Raw genomic sequence first — 15,808 nt, forward strand, 5'->3', positions numbered from 1 at the left:
AACAGGGGGAATGCATGGCAAGAAGGCGCAAAGAGGGATTGGCAGAGGATATTTTCAGTCTGGCGGCTATTCTGCCCTGGTGGGCAGGTGTGGTGATGGCGATCGTGGCTTACGCAGTCCTGCATCGTTTCGCCGTCGCAGAGGTCTCCACCAATGTTGCGCCAGGGCAGATGGGCCAGATGGTCGTTCGACAACTGGTCAAGTCGCTCGCAACGTGGGGGCAGTACCTCGTGCCACTTTTACTGTTGGCTGGTGCAGCAGCGTCCGCTATTGGTCGTCGCAAGCGACAGGGTTTGGTGGCCGAGGTGGCGGCCAACGCAGATGGCGCAGCCTTGCGGTCGATGAGTTGGCGTGACTTCGAACTGCTTGTGGGTGAGGCTTTCAGGCTGCGTGGATACACGGTTACTGAAACCGGTGGCGGCGGTGCAGATGGCGGAATTGACCTGCAACTGACCCGTGGCGGCGAGACATTCCTGGTCCAGTGCAAACAGTGGAAAGCCTACAAGGTGTCGGTCAACGTCGTGCGCGAACTCTATGGGGTGATGGCGGCGCAGGCTGCGGCCGGGGGCTTTGTGGTCACGTCCGGTGTTTTCACTGCGGATGCGCGCTCATTTGCTCAGGGGCGCAACATCGAGTTGATCGATGGGACTGCGCTGAAGAAGATCGTCGACGCCGTGCAGGCATCAAAAAAACCTGAGGTCATCAGCCCGAGCCCGCAAGCCACGGAGCCTACTGTGGCTGTGAAACCGGCGTGCCCGCGCTGCGGCAGTGCGATGGTCAAGCGCGTGGCCAAACAGGGTGCAAACGCGGGAAATGCCTTTTGGGGTTGCGCCTCGTATCCGCAGTGCCGTGGTGTGCGGGCTATCGACTGAGGCCGAGAGCGAGCGCGACGCGGGCGGTGTGATGATACGAAAGTTCGCTTTCAATGCTGCAACCCAAATTAAAGCCTGCTTTAGAAGCGCTTCGTTGGCTCTGGTCGGAGACGCGCTGAGCTGCTCTCGGGGTGACAAACACCCGCAAGCCTGCAGCAACCCGCGCCAGTGCTCATGAGCTCGGGAGGCCAGTCGGCACATGGTCAACTGTCCGCCACCACACAAGACACCGCCACACACTGGAAACCCCAGTCTGTGGCGGTTTTTCTTTGTGTCTCGGTGTCGTGTGGTGTCCCTAAATTCGCACCGATTTCGCACGGATCATCTGGATGCGGCAACACGCGCTCTAATCGTGTCTGCATACAAGGCCACTTGCCTCGCAGCCACGACACTGTCCATGATGGATGTTGAGCGCCGGAGAAGATCGCCCCGTTCCTGAAACAAAGAAAGCCCGGCAGAGCCGGGCTTGAAGTGGATCCGTGAAACCCGTGTTTCGAGAGGATCCAAGGAGACAACTGGAGTGAAACCGGCGGAGGTCTGCCGATTTCTGGGCGTGCTTAGCGCTTGCGTGGAGCAGCTGTCTTGGCTGCGTTCACGGCGGTGTTGGTCACGGCGTTGAAGTTGGCTTCGGCCATGTCGCTGGCTTGCTTGACGGCCTTCTGGACCGATTCAAAAGCGTTGTTGGCAGCAGAGACGGCGCTCTTCATCATGGCGACAGCGGTTTCGGAGCCGGCAGGAGCGTTCTTTGCAGCGCTGTCCACCAAGTTGGTGAAGGCCTTTTGTGCGTCAGCGGTCTTGGCTTCGAAAGCCTTGCCGAATTCAGCGCCGGTGCCCGAGGCGATGTCGTACAGGTGGCGGCTGTAAGCGGCAGTCTTTTCCGCCAGGGGCTGGAACAGGCTGGCTTGCAGGGCCAGCAGCTCTTGCGCGTCCTTCACGCCCAGCACGGCTTGTGTGTGGCTGGCGGCTTCAGTCAGGGCTGCACGTGAAGCGGTCACGTTCAATTCGACCAGCTTTTCCACGCCTTCGAATGCCTTGGTGGTCAGGCCGAACAGGGTTTCGATGTTGGCTTTGTGGGATGCCAGGATTTGTTCTGCGGTCAGCGTCATGTGATATCTCCTAAAAGGTGGGTCTCGAAAGACCGGGTACTTACAGACATCTGCGCTGACGTTGTGATTCGGATGAATCATGTTGCAGTGCAGCATGGGTTGAATTTTAGGCAGCTATGGTGTGATTGCAAGTGTTTTTTGTTGCAATGCAGCAAATTAGAGGCAACCCTCCAGGAAATGCCCGAGTTGCCACAATCAAGTCATGGATGCCTATTACGCCGATGAATTTGTGCTGCCGTTGCCCGAGGGGCATCGCTTTCCCATGGCCAAGTACCGCCTGTTGCGCGACCGCATTGCCGAGGAGTTGCCTGAAACCCGTCTGCATATAGCGCCCACGGCAGAAGACGAGGATTTGGCGCGCGTGCATTCGCCTGAATACATCGCCGCCATTGCCCAGGGCACGCTGGAGCCCGCTGCGCAGCGGGAAATCGGTTTCCCCTGGAGTGAGGCCATGGCAGAGCGCGCGCGCCGCTCGGTGGGGGCTACGCTGGCTGCGGCCCGCTCGGCCCTGCGCCACGGCCTGGCGGGCAACCTGGCGGGGGGAACACACCACGCCTACGCCGGCAAAGGCAGTGGCTTTTGCGTGTTCAACGATGTGGCAGTGGCGGCGCGTTGCATGCAGGCGGAATGGGCCCAGGCCCACCCAGGCCGCGCGCAGCCCTTGCAGGTGGCCGTGATTGATCTGGACGTGCACCAGGGCAATGGCACTGCGCACATCTTTCAAGGCGATGCCAGTGTGTTCACCCTGTCATTGCACGGCGAGCGCAACTTTCCGTTCCGCAAGGAAGACAGCGACCTGGATGTGCCGCTGCCGGATGGATGTGGCGACGCGCAATACCTGGATGCGCTGGAACATGCACTGCAGACTTTGGAGCAGCGCTTTGAGCCCGGCCTGGTGCTGTACCTGGCGGGCGCCGACCCGCACGAAGGCGACCGGCTGGGGCGCCTGGCCTTGAGCTACGACGGGCTGGAGGCGCGAGACCGCAGGGTGTTCGACTGGGCGTGGCAGCGGCGGGTGCCGCTGGCGTTTTCCATGGCAGGGGGATATGGGCATGACATTGCCACCACCGTGCAGGCGCAGCTGAACACCTGGCGCGTGGCACTGCAATACCACTGCCGCTGGCAGAATGCTGCGCCATGAGCACGCCAACCCCTTCCTCTGCCGCGCCAAGCCAGGCGCCAGCCCGTCCCGCACCGCAGCCGCGCAGCGCCTACCGTGCCTTCCGCTCCATCAGCACCCGTTGGGCCGACAACGATGTGTACGGCCATGTGAACAACGTCGTTTACTACAGCTGGTTCGACACCGCCGTGAACGCCCATTTGATTGAGCAGGGGGTGCTCGACATCCATGCGGGCGGCACGATCGGGCTGGTGATTGAGACCCAGTGCAACTACTTTGCGCCGCTGGCCTTTCCGCAGACGGTGGAGGCTGGCATTCGGGTCGCGAAGCTCGGTGGCTCCAGCGTGCGTTACGAAGTAGGCTTGTTTGCGCAAGGCGAGGCGATGACGGCAGCGGCAGGCCATTTTGTGCACGTGTACGTTGACCGTGACACCCGCCGCCCGGTCCCGGTGCCCGCGCCCCTGCGGGCGGTGCTGGAAAAACTGCTGGTTCCCGCCCAGTAAGCATCAAAAAGCATAGCTGCCAGCGCTTGTCAGATAAGCGCTAGAGGCAGTTTTTGCTTGAATTTCTCGCTGGCGGCGCGGTGGGGAAAGTCGTCAGGCAAATGCTGGCCTGCAGCCACGTCGGTTGTTCTGCAAGGGCTACACTTTGGCGCTTCGTTCCTGAGCGCACGCGCCGTGCCGTACTTCGGGGCTTTTGCAAGGGCTCCGCACCGTCCATGATCATCACCAGCCTGCTCGATACCGACCTGTACAAGTTCACCATGATGCAGGTGGTGCTGCACCAGTTTCCGAGTGCCCAGGTCGAATACCGCTTCAAGTGCCGCAACCCTGGCGTGCAGCTAGCCCCGTTTGTGGGCGAGATCCGGGACGAGATCCGTTCGCTATGCAGCCTGCAGTTTCAAGATGCCGAACTGGCTTACCTGCGCTCGCTGCGCTTCATCAAGAGCGACTTTGTAGATTTTCTGGGGCTGTTCCGTCTCAACGAAAAGTACATCACCATCACCCCTCAGCCCTCGGGCGAGATCGAGATCGTCATCCGTGGGCCCTGGCTGCACACCATCCTGTTCGAGATTCCGGTGCTGGCCATCATCAACGAGGTGTACTTCCGCAACACGCAAAAGGTGCCCGACTTCCCCGAAGGCCGCCGCCGGCTGGATGCCAAGATTGCCGCCCTGCAGGCCGATGGCCTGGGCGATCTGAAGATTGCCGACTACGGCACCCGCCGCCGCTTTTCCCGTGCCTGGCATGAAGAAGTTCTGCGTGTGCTGGTGGCCCGCCTGGGTACGGGCGACCGCCGCCCCGGCTCGCCGCAGGGGCCGGGGCAGTTTGCGGGCACCAGCAATGTGCTGTATGCCATGAAGCTGGGCGTGACGCCCCTGGGCACCATGGCCCATGAATATCTGCAGGCCTGCCAGGCCCTGGGCCCGCGCCTGCGCGACAGCCAGGTGTTCGGTTTTGAAATGTGGGCCAAGGAATACCGGGGCGACCTGGGCATTGCGCTGTCGGACGTGTACGGCATGAGCGCATTCCTGCGCGACTTCGACCTGTATTTCTGCAAGCTGTTCGATGGCGCCCGCCACGACAGCGGCGACCCCTTTGCCTGGGGAGAGCGCTTGCTGGAGCATTACCGCACCAACCGCGTGGACCCGCTCACCAAAACGCTGATCTTCAGCGACGGGCTCACCATTGCGCGCACCATCGAGCTGTACAACCAGTTCCGTGGGCGCTGCCAGCTGGCGTTTGGCATTGGCACCAACCTTACCAATGATCTGGGCGACCCACCCGCGCACGAGCCGTTGCAGGTCGTCATCAAGATGACCCGCTGCAACGGCCAGCCGGTGGCCAAGCTGTCAGACACCCCCGGCAAGGGCATGTGCGATGACGAAAAATACCTCGCCTACCTGCGCCAGGTGTTCGACATCCCTGCACCCCAGTGAAACCCCAGTGAAACCCCAGTGAAACCCCAGTGAAACCCCAGTGATTTTTTGCCCCGCAGCGCAACGCGCCGGGGCCTGCCTGATGACACAACGCATTGATGGAGACAAAACCATGAAAATTTCTCGCCGCGCTGCGCCTTGGGTGGCCGCCGCCGGGGCCCTGTTGCCTGGCCTGTGCATGGCTGCCGACATAGATGGCAGCACGCTATCGGTGCTGTGGGGTGTGCCGTTCGCGGGCATCCTGCTGTCGATTGCGCTCATGCCGCTCTTGGCTCCCATCTTCTGGCACCACCACTTTGGCAAGGTGGCTGCGGCCTGGGGCCTGGCGTTTCTGCTGCCCTTTGCCATCACCTTCGGGCCTGGAGTGGCGGGTGTGAGCCTGGTGCATGCGCTGCTGGCCGAATACATCCCCTTCGTGATTCTGCTGACTGCGCTGTTCACTGTGGCGGGCGGCATCTTCATCCGCGGCAACCTGCACGGCAGTCCGGGGCTCAACACGGCCATCCTGGCGATTGGTGCGGTGCTGGCCAGCTTCATGGGCACCACGGGCGCGTCCATGCTGCTCATTCGTCCGCTGATTCGCGCCAATGACAACCGCAAGCATGTGGCGCATGTGGTGGTGTTCTTTATCTTCATCGTCTCCAACGCCGGTGGCTCGCTCACGCCACTGGGCGATCCGCCGCTGTTCCTGGGCTTCTTGAAGGGCGTGGACTTTTTCTGGACGGTGCGCCACATCTTCCCTGAAAGCCTGTTCCTCATCGGCGCGCTGCTGGCCATCTTCTTTGCGCTCGATAGCTGGTATTACCACCGCCGCGAAGAGCTGCTCAAGACCGACCCTACGCCCGACAGCCGCTCTATCGGTTTTGACGGCAAGGTCAACTTTGCGCTGCTGGGCGCGGTGGTGGGGCTGGTGCTGCTCAGCGGTTTCTGGAAGTCGCCCGTGGTGTTCAACATTGCGGGCACCGAAGCGGGCCTGCCCGGCATCGTGCGCGATGTGGGCCTGATCGTGGTGACTTTTGCGTCGCTGTGGCTCACGCCCAAGCAGGTGCATGAGGACAACCAGTTCGGCTGGGGGCCCATGCAGGAAGTGGCCAAGCTGTTTGCGGGCATCTTCCTCACCATCATCCCCGTCATCGCCATGCTCAAGGCGGGCGTCAACGGCCCCTTCGGTGCCATCGTGGCGGCCGTCACGCGGCCCGATGGTTCGCCCGACCCGGCCATGTACTTCTGGGCCACAGGCGCGCTCAGCTCGTTCCTCGACAACGCGCCCACCTATCTGGTGTTCTTCAACACCGCTGGTGGCGACCCTGCCGTGCTGATGACCACCCTGGCGCCCACGCTGGCCGCCATTTCGGCAGGGGCCGTGTTCATGGGCGCCAACACCTACATCGGCAATGCACCCAACCTCATGGTCAAGGCCATTGCCGAAGACCGGGGCGTGAAGATGCCCAGCTTCTTCGGCTACATGCTGTGGTCGGGCGGCATTCTGGTGCCGCTCTTTATCGTGATGACATTCATCTGGTTTAAATAGTGAACATCCCCCTGAGCGGCTGCGCCGCTTCCCCCTTCTCTCGCACCGCTGCGCGCTGCGGGAAGGGGGACGCCGCCCTCGCTGCAGGGCGGCCTTTGCTCGGCGGCCACTGGCTTCGGCCACGCCAGTTTCATAGGCCGACGTGCCTTGCGAATAGTTCGGAGATTGAAGACTTATGAGCAAACCCCGCATCCTGGTCGCCCGTGCGATCTTCCCTGACATCGTGGACCGTCTGCGCGAGCACTTCGACGTGGAAGCCAATTCCGACGACGTGATCTGGACGCAGCAAGAGCTGGCTGCGCGCCTGGCTGACAAAGATGGTGTGCTGACCACCGGCAGCCAGCGCGTGGATGCCGCGCTGCTGGCCGCCGCGCCGCGCCTCAAAATCTGCGCCAACATGGCCGTGGGCTACAACAACTTTGATGTGGACGCCATGACCGCCGCTGGCGTGCAGGGCACCAATACGCCCGATGTGCTGACCGAGACCACGGCCGACTTCGGCTTTGCATTGCTCATGGCCACGGCCCGCCGCTTGACCGAGAGCGAGCATTACCTGCGCGCTGGCCAATGGACCAAGTGGAGCTACGACATGTTTGCGGGCAGCGACATCCACGGCAGCACGCTGGGCATCATCGGCATGGGCCGCATCGGGCAGGGCATTGCCAGGCGCGGCGCGCACGGCTTTGGCATGAGGGTGATCTATCACAACCGCTCACGCCTCGCGCCCGCTCTGGAGGCCGAATGCAAGGCCACCTACGTGGGCAAGGAAGAGCTGCTGCGCACCGCAGACCACGTCATGCTGGTGGTGCCCTACAGCGCGGCATCGCACCACACCATTGGCGCAGCCGAACTGGCGCTGATGAAGCCCACGGCCACGCTCATCAATATTGCGCGCGGCGGCATTGTGGACGACGCGGCGCTGGCCGTTGCGTTGCGTGAGCAGCGCATTGCCGCAGCCGGCCTGGATGTGTTTGAAGGCGAGCCCAGCGTTCACCCCGATCTGCTCACCGTGCCCAACGTGGTGCTCACCCCGCACATTGCCAGCGCCACGGTGCCCACGCGCCGCGCCATGGCCAATCTGGCGGCAGACAACCTGATCGCGTTTTTTGACGGGCGCGGCCCGCTCACCCCCGTCAACCAGCCCGTGCCCGGCTTGCGTGCCTGAGCTGTTTTGAGTGAAATTGGCCTCCAGCGCTTACACATCAAGCGCTGGCAGCTATTAAAAACATAGTAAATCTGCCTTGACTACCGATACCCTCGTTTTGCTGGCCGCTGTGGCCCTGGTGCTGGTTTTGCTGGTGCTGATCCTGCTGCGTCGCCCCCGGGTCGATCTGCCGCCCGAATGGCTGGCCCGCCTGCAGGCGCTGGAGCACACGGCGCAAGCCACCCAGCTTGCCGTGGCCAAGAACGATGGCGCGATGGACGGCATGGGCCAGCAGCTGCGCGGCTTCACGCAAACCACGCAGACCACGCTGGAAGGGCTGCGCGGCGCGGTGGACGAGCGCCTGGCGCAGGCCGTGGCCGAATCGCGCAATGGCCGCTCTGAGTTGCTTGCCGCCTTCACCGGGTTTGAGGGCCGTCTGGAGCAGCGCTTCACGGCGTTTGACAGTGCCTTGACCCAGCGCCAGGCCGCGCAAGATGCCGCCCTGGCCCAGCGCTTTGACGCCCTGCAGCTGGCCGTGGCCAGCCGCCTGGAAGAAAGCAGCAAGGCGCTACTGGCCCATCTGGCGCAAGGGCAGGCCGATGCGGCGGCTGCGCGCAAGGAGCTGTCTGACACGCTCACCGGCTTCCGCGCCGAGCTGACCACCACCACGGCGGCGCTGGCGGCTGAAAGCGTGAAGTCCCGCGAAGCCATGGCCGAGAGCACCGCGCTGTTTGAAAAGCGCATTCAAGAGCGCTTTGAAGCCCTGCAGGCCGCCACGCGCCTCACGCTCGATTCGCTCAAGGGCGACATCCAGACGCAACTGGGCGCCATGTCCACCGCGCTCAAAGACCAGCTCGAAGCCAATGGCTTTCAGATCAAGAACCAGTTCTCGGTGCTGCAGGACGCCGTCTCGCAGCAACTGGTGGGCATGGTGCAGGGCAGCCAGCAAAACGCCGAGCAACTGCGCACCGCCCTCAACGAACGCCTCGCCGCCATCCAGGCCGACAACGCCACCAAGCTCGAAGAAATGCGCCGCACGGTGGACGAAAAACTCCACGCCACGCTGGAGCAGCGCCTGGGCGAATCCTTCAAGCTCGTCAGCGATCGGCTGGAGCAAGTGCACAAGGGCCTGGGTGAGATGCAGACCCTGGCCGGCAGCGTGGGCGACTTGAAGCGCGTGATGACCAACGTGAAGACGCGTGGCACCTGGGGCGAAATGCAGCTGGGCGCCATCATCGACAACGTGCTCACGCCCGACCAGTTCGCACGCAACGTCAAGACCGTGCCGGGCAGCGATGAGCTGGTGGAGTTCGCCATCCGCCTGCCGGGCAAGCGCGAGGAAGAGCCCGTGTGGCTGCCCATTGATTCGAAGTACCCCGTGGAGCAATACCAGCGCCTGCTTGATGCGCAGGACGCGGCAGACAAGGCGGCCATCCAGTCGGCAGGCAATGCGTTTGAAAGCTCCATCAAGCTCGAGGCGAAAAAGATCTTCGCCAAGTACGTGTCGCCGCCGCACACCACCGACTTTGCGGTGCTGTACCTGCCCACCGAAGGCCTGTTTGCCGAAGTCATGCGCCGCCCCGGCCTGGTCGAAGCCGTGCAGAACGAGTGCCGCGTGATGATCACTGGCCCGGCCAATCTGGCTGCCATGCTCAATAGTTTGCAAATGGGCTTCAAGACCCTGGCGATTGAAAAGCGTTCGTCCGAGGTGTGGAGCCTGCTGGGCGTGGTCAAGACCGAGTTCGCCAAGTTTGGCGATGTGGTGGAGGCCACCAAAAAATCCATCGACGCCGCTGCTAAGAAGTTTGACGAGGTGGGCGTGCGCACCCGCGCCATCCAGCGCAAGCTGCGCGATGTGCAGGAGCTGCCCGCGCCCGACGCAGCAACGTCTTCCGCAGTACCTGGCGCCACAGCATCGCTGCAGGGCCTGGAGGACGACGCCCCGTGAACATGGCGCTGGCCCGCCTGATTGCCGGGCAGATTTTTCTGCACGCCTGCATGACGGGCATGCGCATGGCCACGCCGCTGCTGGCCCTGCGCGAGGGCTACAGCGCCGCTGCCGTGGGGGTGCTGCTGGCGCTGTTTGCGCTCACGCAGGTGTTTCTGGCGCTGCCTGCGGGGCGCTATGCCGACCGGCACGGCCTCAAGCGCCCCGTGGGCATTGCGGTGGTCATGGCGTGTGCGGGGGCAGGGCTTTCGCTGATTTTTCCGGTGTTTTCGGTGATGTGCCTGTCAGCCTTGATGACAGGCGGGGCCACGGGCCTGGCCATCATTGCGCTGCAACGCCATGTGGGCCGCGCAGCGCACGACACCACCCAGCTGCGCCAAGTGTTCAGCTGGCTGGCCATTGGCCCGGCGGTGTCCAACTTCATCGGGCCATTTTTTGCGGGGCTGATGATTGACCACGCGGGCAGCACTGCGGGCAGCACCGAGGGGTATCGCGCCGCGTTTGCCTTACTGGCCGTGCTGCCTTTGGCCACCTGGTTCTGGGTGCGCCACACCGAAGAGTTGCCGCCCGTGATTGCTGCTGCCGGCGGCCCGCCCCAGCGCTCGTGGGATCTGCTCAACGAGCCAGCGTTTCGCCGTCTCATCATCGTGAACTGGGTGCTCTCTTCCTGCTGGGATGTGCACACCTTCGTGGTGCCACTCATCGGGCACGAACGGGGGCTGTCGGCATCGGTCATCGGCTCCATCCTGGGTGCGTTTGCGGTGGCCGCGGCCGTGGTGCGGCTGCTGCTGCCGCTGGTGGCCAAGCATGTGCGCGAACATGCCGTGGTGGCGGGCGCCATGGTGGTCACGGCCGTGTTGTTCGGGGTGTATCCGGTCTTGCCATCGGCCCTGGCGATGGGCTTGTGCTCGGTGCTGCTGGGCTTTGCGCTGGGCTCGGTGCAGCCCATGGTCATGAGCCTGCTGCACCAGATCACGCCCGAGCACCGCCATGGCGAAGCCCTGGGCCTGCGGCTCATGGCCATCAACGCGTCCAGCGTGGTCATGCCCATGCTGTTCGGCACGGCAGGCGCCGTCATTGGGGTGGCGGGCGTGTTCTGGGTGGTGGGTGCCACCGTGGGGGCGTGTGCACGCACCGCATGGCGCATGAACGTGGAGGAGGGCAGGGCGCATGGCAGGTAGTTGGCTCAGCGCTTGGGGCACGCCGGGCCTGGCGTGGGCGCTGGTGTGCGCGCTGGCCCTGGGCTTGGCCCTGCTGCTGGATTGGTACCTGGGCGAGCCACCGCTGCGCCTGCACCCTGTGGTGTGGATGGGCCGCTACCTGGGCTGGGCCGGGCCGCACATTGCGCCGCTCACCACGGCGGATCCGCCGCCCCACGCACAAAAACGCCGTTCCTTCTGGCTGGGTGCGCTGGCGTGGTGCACCGGGGCCGGTGCCGTAGGCGCGTTGGCCTGGTGGCTGCAAAGCCAGTTGCAGCAAGCGCCCTGGTGGCTGGCGGCTCCCTTGCTTGCAGTGCTGCTCAAGCCCCTGCTGGCGTGGCGCATGCTGCGCGATGAAGTGCTGGCGGTAGAACGGGCGCTGGCCCGCTCGCTGCCCGAGGGGCGCGAGCAACTGGCCCGCCTGGTCAGCCGCGATGTGAGCCAGCTCACCCCTGCCGAGGTGCGCGAATCGGCTATCGAATCACTGGCCGAAAACCTCAACGATTCGGTGGTGGCGCCCGTGTTCTGGTTTGTGCTGCTGGGCCTGCCGGGCGCGGCCATCTATCGCTTTGCCAACACGGCTGACGCCATGTGGGGCTACCCCGGCAGTCGGGGCGCGCGCTACTGGCAATGGGCAGGCAAGTGGGCCGCACGGGCCGATGATGTGCTGTCCTGGCTGCCCGCGCGCATCACCGCGCTGCTGCTGGCGGCACTGCATGGCGGCTTGCCCGCCCGGGCGCTGGCCAAAGAGGCGCGCAAAACCCCATCGCCCAACAGCGGCTGGCCCATGGCCGCCATGGCCCTGGCGCTGGGGGTGCGGCTGGCCAAGCCGGGGGTGTACACCTTGCACCCGGGCGGGCATGCGCCGGGCCCGCTGCACACGCAGCGCGCTGCGGCTTATGGGCAAAAATTGCTTCTAGCGCTTATTCCGTCAGCGCTGGCAGCTCTTGTTTTAATAGCAATGGTGAGGGGCTGACGCATGGTTGCATCTCCTGCCATCCTGACCGGCGTGCATGGCGGCCCTGATGCGCTGGGCGTGCCAGCGCATGATTTCTCTACCAACAGCAATGCCTGTGGCCCATGCCCCGCCGTACTTTCCGCGCTGCAGCAGGCCGATGCCACGCGCTACCCTGACCCTGCCTACACCGCCCTGCGCGCCGCGCTGGCCGCGCTGCACGGCGTGGCGCCTGGGCGCATCGTGGTGGCGGGCAGCGCGTCTGAATTCATCCACCGCATCACCACCTGGGCGCGGTTGCACGGCTGCACCCAGGTGCTGCTGCCGCCCCACAGCTACGGTGACTACGCCCAGGCGGCGCAGGCCCATGGGCTGGCGGTGTTGCGACGCAGTGCCAAGGCTGCGGTGGGCGGGGAGGGCGTAGGCAGACCCGCCACCTTGCAATGGGCCTGCGAGCCCGCCAGCCCGCTGGGCACGGTGGACGGTGTGCTGTCTGCATGGCACGGCCCCACGCCGCCCGGCAGCGTGCGGGTGCTGGACTGTGCCTACCGCCCGCTGCGGCTCGCGGTCAACAGCACAGATCCGGCGCTACCCGCATCCGCCTGGCAACTGTGGTCGCCCAACAAATCCCTGGGCCTGACGGGCGTGCGTGCTGCCTACGCCGTGGCCCCTGCAGGCGCAGAGGGCACAGTGCTGGCGCTGCAAGGCCTGGCGGCATCCTGGCCCGTGGGCGCACATGGCGTGGCCTTGTTGGAGGCCTGGGCCACACCGGCCGTGCAGCAATGGGTGGCAGACTGCTTGCCTACCCTGCGCAGCTGGAAAGACCGGCAAGTCGCTCTGTGTACCCAACTGGGCTGGTCCGTGTTGCCCGGCAGCCTGGCTAACTACTATGTCGCCACCTTGCCCACAGCACAGTGCGCGGGTGACTCCAGCGCGCAAACAGCCAGCCTGCTGGCCGCGCTGCGCCCACATGGCATCAAGCTGCGCGACTGCACCTCGTTTGGCTTGCCCGGTGCCGTGCGCCTGGGTGTGCTGCCGCCCGCGTCGCAGGATGCATTGCGGACTGCGTGGCAGGCGATGCACGTTGGAGGCCCGTAGGCCGCACCTTTGGAACGAACATGAATGCACCGATGAACACTCCCGTGACTGCTCCGCCCGCCCATCCGCTGGCGCGCTGCGTGATGGTGCTTGGCACCACCAGCGGCGCCGGCAAAAGCTGGCTCACCACGGCGCTGTGCCGCTACTACAGCAACCTGGGCCTGAAGGTGGCCCCGTTCAAGGCGCAGAACATGAGCAACAACGCCCGCGTGGTAGCTGCCCCCACGCTTGCCACTGCGTGTGCTGCGCTGCCCCCCGAGGGGGCGCACCCCGCCTTGGGGCGGCCCGGCGGCGGGGTGGCAGGCATCGAAGGCGCCTGGGGCGAGATCGGCTCGGCGCAGTACTTCCAGGCCCTGGCCGCGCGCGCTGTGCCTGAGGTGCGCATGAACCCGCTCTTGCTCAAGCCCGAGGCCGACACGCACAGCCAGGTGGTGCTGCTGGGGCAGGTGAGCGCCGAGCTCACCGCGCTGCCCTGGCGCGGCCGCAGCCAACTGGTGTGGCCGCAGATTGCCGCCGCGCTCGATGCGCTTCGCGCCGAGAACGACGTGGTAGTGATCGAGGGCGCGGGCTCGCCCGCCGAGACCAACCTGCACGCCAGCGACATCGTGAACATGCGCGTGGCGCGCCATGCCGGTGCGCGCTGCCTGCTCGTCACCGACATCGACCGGGGCGGCGCCTTTGCCCACCTCTACGGCACCTGGGCGCTGCTGCCCGAGGACGAGCGCGCGCTCATCCACGGCTTCGTGCTCAACAAGTTCCGGGGCGATGCCAGCCTGCTCGCGCCCGCGCCGCAGCACCTGCAGGAGCGCACCGGCGTGCCCACCGTGGCCACCATTCCCATGCAGTGGCACCACGGCCTGCCCGAGGAAGACGGTGTGTTTGATATGACCCCCACGCTCGGCACTGGCGTGTCCTCGCTGCCCCCCGAGGGGGCTCTCGCGGCTAGGGGCGGCCCGTCGCCGCTCAATCGACCGCACACCACGCCCGGCGCCGTGCACACCACCGTGGCCGTGGTGGCCTACCCGCGCATCAGCAACCTCGATGAATTTCAGCCGCTCAAGAACGTGCCCGGCCTGCGCCTGCAATGGGTGCGCAGCCCGGCCGACGTGGCGGGCCTGCGGCCAACGGACTGGATCGTGCTGCCTGGTTCCAAAGCCACCGCCGCCGACCTGGCCTGGCTGCGCGCGCAGGGGCTGGACCAGTCCATCGCTGCGCACGCGGGGCAGGGCGGCACCGTGCTGGGTGTGTGCGGCGGCCTGCAGATGCTGGGCGAGGCGCTGATCGACTCCGAGGGCATCGACGGCAACGCTCCCGGCCTGGGCCTGCTGCCGCTGGTCACCGTGTTCGAGCCTGCCAAGACCGTGCGGCGCACCAGTGCGGCCTTCGGGCCGCTCGTGGGCGCCTGGGCGGCGCTCTCGGGCGTGGCTGCCTGCGGCTACGAGATCCACCACGGCCAGACCGCCCAGCACCCCGCCATGGCCGCCAAGGGTGATGTGGCGCGCGAGGTCATGCCCGGTATTGCCTGGCAGAACCCGGCGGGCAATGTGCTGGGCGTGTACCTGCACGGTTTGTTCGAGGACGCTGCCGTCCTGCACGCCCTGTTTGGCGCCCAGGCCCCCACGCTCGATACCGTGTTCGACGGCCTGGCCGATGGGGTGGCCCGGCACTTCGACCCGGGCGTGCTGGACGCGCTGATCGCGTAAGAAATACGCGGTTCACCGGCTGCTATCATCCCCGCCCTCAGGTGCCCAATGCGATGACGCAAAGGGAGAATCGGGAAGGCGGTGCAACTCCGCCGCGTGCCCAACGCTGTAAGGACGATGCCGCGCACAAATACCACTGGCTGCCCTGGTGCAGTGTTTCACGCTAACTGACACATAAAAAGGCGTCTTTTCGGCCCTGGCTGCGTTGCAAATCCTCGCGATACCGCCTGGTATCGCTGTGGTTTGCGCCTTGCCAGGCCCAAAAATCCATCCTTTTTATTCGTGTCATCCAGCGTAAAACACTGCACTGGCCGGGAAGGTGTGTGAAGGCAGACGACTCCAAGCCAGAAGACCGGCCTGAGCCATTTTTGGCGCTGCAAGGCCGGGCAGCGCTGCCACTATTCACGCACAGGGGACTGCCATGAATACCAGCGCAGTGGCGCAAGCCACGCCCAGCGCGCACGCCTTCACGCAACAAGCGCGCGACGCCATCTACCACGCCATCTTTTCACGCCGCGACGTGCGCGGGCAGTTTTTGCCCACGCCGGTGCCTGACGAGGTGCTCAGCCGCATCCTCACCGCCGCGCACCACGCGCCCTCGGTGGGCTTCATGCAGCCCTGGAACTTTCTCGTGGTGCGTTCGCCAGACACCAAGCGCCGCGTGCAGGGTGCCTTTGCCAAGGCCCACGCCGAGGCCGCCGGCATGTTCGAGGGCGACAAACGTTCCACGTACCAAAAGCTCAAGCTCGAAGGCATCGTTGAGTCGCCCGTCGGCATCTGCATCACCTGCGACCGTGAGCGCACCGGCCCCGTGGTGGTGGGCCGCACCCACATGAAGACCATGGACCTGTACAGCAGTGTCTGCGCCGTGCAGAACCTGTGGCTGGCCGCGCGCGCCGAAGGGCTAGGCGTGGGCTGGGTCAGCATCTTCCACCAGGCCGACCTGCAAGAGGCGCTGGGCATCCCCAAGGGCATCACCCCCATCGCCTACCTGTGCGTGGGCTACGTGAGCCACTTCCACGCCAAGCCTGAGCTGGAAACCGCCGGCTGGCTGCCGCGCCTGCCCATCGAAGACCTGGTGTACTTCGACCAATGGGGCCAGCGCGATGACCAGCAGCCCCTTATCGCCCACCTGCGGCGCGACCAGGCCGCCGCCCAGCGTGGGCGCGAAGCCATCGCCTGACCTTGCCACG

General features: G+C 65.1%; 13 protein-coding genes and 1 riboswitch. Of the genes, 12 read left to right on the plus strand and 1 reads right to left on the minus strand.

What is annotated here, in order from left to right; genetic code table 11:
* Positions 1–14 precede the first annotated feature (14 nt).
* Positions 15–872: a restriction endonuclease gene (locus IHV84_RS06860; protein ID WP_198846299.1), complete on the plus strand. Its 858-nt coding sequence runs from the start codon at positions 15–17 to the stop codon at positions 870–872.
* Between the two features lie 557 nt (positions 873–1,429).
* Here IHV84_RS06860 and IHV84_RS06865 read toward each other — a convergent pair.
* Positions 1,430–1,978 (minus strand): phasin family protein, encoded by a 549-nt coding sequence (locus tag IHV84_RS06865; RefSeq protein WP_066695745.1) that lies wholly within the window; start codon positions 1,976–1,978, stop codon positions 1,430–1,432.
* A 202-nt stretch (positions 1,979–2,180) separates the two neighbouring features.
* Here IHV84_RS06865 and IHV84_RS06870 point away from each other — a divergent pair, with 202 nt between their 5' ends.
* The 11 genes from IHV84_RS06870 to bluB all read left to right on the plus strand — a co-directional run bounded on the left by IHV84_RS06870 (position 2,181) and on the right by bluB (position 15,798).
* A complete protein-coding gene (locus tag IHV84_RS06870; RefSeq protein WP_198846300.1) occupies positions 2,181–3,119 on the plus strand; it encodes a histone deacetylase in 939 nt (312 codons plus the stop codon).
* Positions 3,116–3,601 (plus strand): thioesterase family protein, encoded by a 486-nt coding sequence (locus IHV84_RS06875; protein ID WP_066695747.1) that lies wholly within the window; start codon positions 3,116–3,118, stop codon positions 3,599–3,601. The genes IHV84_RS06870 and IHV84_RS06875 overlap by 4 nt, the downstream gene beginning before the upstream one ends.
* Before the next feature lie 215 nt (positions 3,602–3,816).
* Entirely contained in the window at positions 3,817–5,037 is a 1,221-nt protein-coding gene (pncB, locus tag IHV84_RS06880) for a nicotinate phosphoribosyltransferase (protein WP_066695750.1), read from the plus strand.
* 112 nt (positions 5,038–5,149) lie between these two features.
* On the plus strand, positions 5,150–6,568 hold the full coding sequence (locus IHV84_RS06885; protein WP_198846301.1) for a sodium:proton antiporter: 1,419 nt from the start codon (positions 5,150–5,152) through the stop codon (positions 6,566–6,568).
* Between the two features lie 175 nt (positions 6,569–6,743).
* A complete protein-coding gene (locus IHV84_RS06890) occupies positions 6,744–7,733 on the plus strand; it encodes a D-glycerate dehydrogenase (protein WP_198846302.1) in 990 nt (329 codons plus the stop codon).
* 76 nt (positions 7,734–7,809) lie between these two features.
* On the plus strand, positions 7,810–9,660 hold the full coding sequence (gene rmuC / locus IHV84_RS06895; protein WP_198846303.1) for a DNA recombination protein RmuC: 1,851 nt from the start codon (positions 7,810–7,812) through the stop codon (positions 9,658–9,660).
* The gene (locus IHV84_RS06900) at positions 9,657–10,841 is read left to right on the plus strand and encodes an MFS transporter (protein ID WP_067513071.1); all 1,185 of its coding nucleotides are present in this window, start codon (positions 9,657–9,659) and stop codon (positions 10,839–10,841) included. Before rmuC ends, IHV84_RS06900 begins: the two co-directional genes overlap by 4 nt.
* A complete protein-coding gene (gene cbiB, locus IHV84_RS06905) occupies positions 10,831–11,835 on the plus strand; it encodes an adenosylcobinamide-phosphate synthase CbiB (protein ID WP_198846304.1) in 1,005 nt (334 codons plus the stop codon). Before IHV84_RS06900 ends, cbiB begins: the two co-directional genes overlap by 11 nt.
* Positions 11,836–11,838: 3 nt before the next feature.
* Positions 11,839–12,912 (plus strand): aminotransferase class I/II-fold pyridoxal phosphate-dependent enzyme, encoded by a 1,074-nt coding sequence (locus tag IHV84_RS06910; RefSeq protein WP_198846305.1) that lies wholly within the window; start codon positions 11,839–11,841, stop codon positions 12,910–12,912.
* 83 nt (positions 12,913–12,995) lie between these two features.
* Positions 12,996–14,615, plus strand: a complete 1,620-nt coding sequence (locus IHV84_RS06915) for a cobyric acid synthase (RefSeq protein WP_198846339.1) — start codon at positions 12,996–12,998, stop codon at positions 14,613–14,615.
* Between the two features lie 22 nt (positions 14,616–14,637).
* A riboswitch (cobalamin riboswitch) is annotated at positions 14,638–14,991 on the plus strand.
* 45 nt (positions 14,992–15,036) lie between these two features.
* Entirely contained in the window at positions 15,037–15,798 is a 762-nt protein-coding gene (bluB, locus tag IHV84_RS06920; protein ID WP_067513079.1) for a 5,6-dimethylbenzimidazole synthase, read from the plus strand.
* Positions 15,799–15,808: the final 10 nt, after the last annotated feature.

The sequence above is a fragment of the Acidovorax sp. IB03 genome (assembly GCF_016406015.1).
GTDB lineage: Bacteria > Pseudomonadota > Gammaproteobacteria > Burkholderiales > Burkholderiaceae_C > Acidovorax > Acidovorax temperans.

What these genes read in the sequence shown, in the direction of transcription:
- IHV84_RS06890 (WP_198846302.1), top strand. Translation starts at nt 6,744, where the DNA reads ATGAGCAAACCCCGCATCCTGGTCGCCCGTGCGATCTTCCCTGACATC.
- IHV84_RS06910 (WP_198846305.1), top strand. Translation starts at nt 11,839, where the DNA reads ATGGTTGCATCTCCTGCCATCCTGACCGGCGTGCATGGCGGCCCTGAT.
- IHV84_RS06915 (WP_198846339.1), top strand. Translation starts at nt 12,996, where the DNA reads ATGGTGCTTGGCACCACCAGCGGCGCCGGCAAAAGCTGGCTCACCACG.
- IHV84_RS06860 (WP_198846299.1), top strand. Translation starts at nt 15, where the DNA reads ATGGCAAGAAGGCGCAAAGAGGGATTGGCAGAGGATATTTTCAGTCTG.
- IHV84_RS06870 (WP_198846300.1), top strand. Translation starts at nt 2,181, where the DNA reads ATGGATGCCTATTACGCCGATGAATTTGTGCTGCCGTTGCCCGAGGGG.
- IHV84_RS06875 (WP_066695747.1), top strand. Translation starts at nt 3,116, where the DNA reads ATGAGCACGCCAACCCCTTCCTCTGCCGCGCCAAGCCAGGCGCCAGCC.
- IHV84_RS06885 (WP_198846301.1), top strand. Translation starts at nt 5,150, where the DNA reads ATGAAAATTTCTCGCCGCGCTGCGCCTTGGGTGGCCGCCGCCGGGGCC.
- bluB (WP_067513079.1), top strand. Translation starts at nt 15,037, where the DNA reads ATGAATACCAGCGCAGTGGCGCAAGCCACGCCCAGCGCGCACGCCTTC.
- cbiB (WP_198846304.1), top strand. Translation starts at nt 10,831, where the DNA reads ATGGCAGGTAGTTGGCTCAGCGCTTGGGGCACGCCGGGCCTGGCGTGG.
- IHV84_RS06865 (WP_066695745.1), bottom strand. Translation starts at nt 1,978, where the DNA reads ATGACGCTGACCGCAGAACAAATCCTGGCATCCCACAAAGCCAACATC.
- pncB (WP_066695750.1), top strand. Translation starts at nt 3,817, where the DNA reads ATGATCATCACCAGCCTGCTCGATACCGACCTGTACAAGTTCACCATG.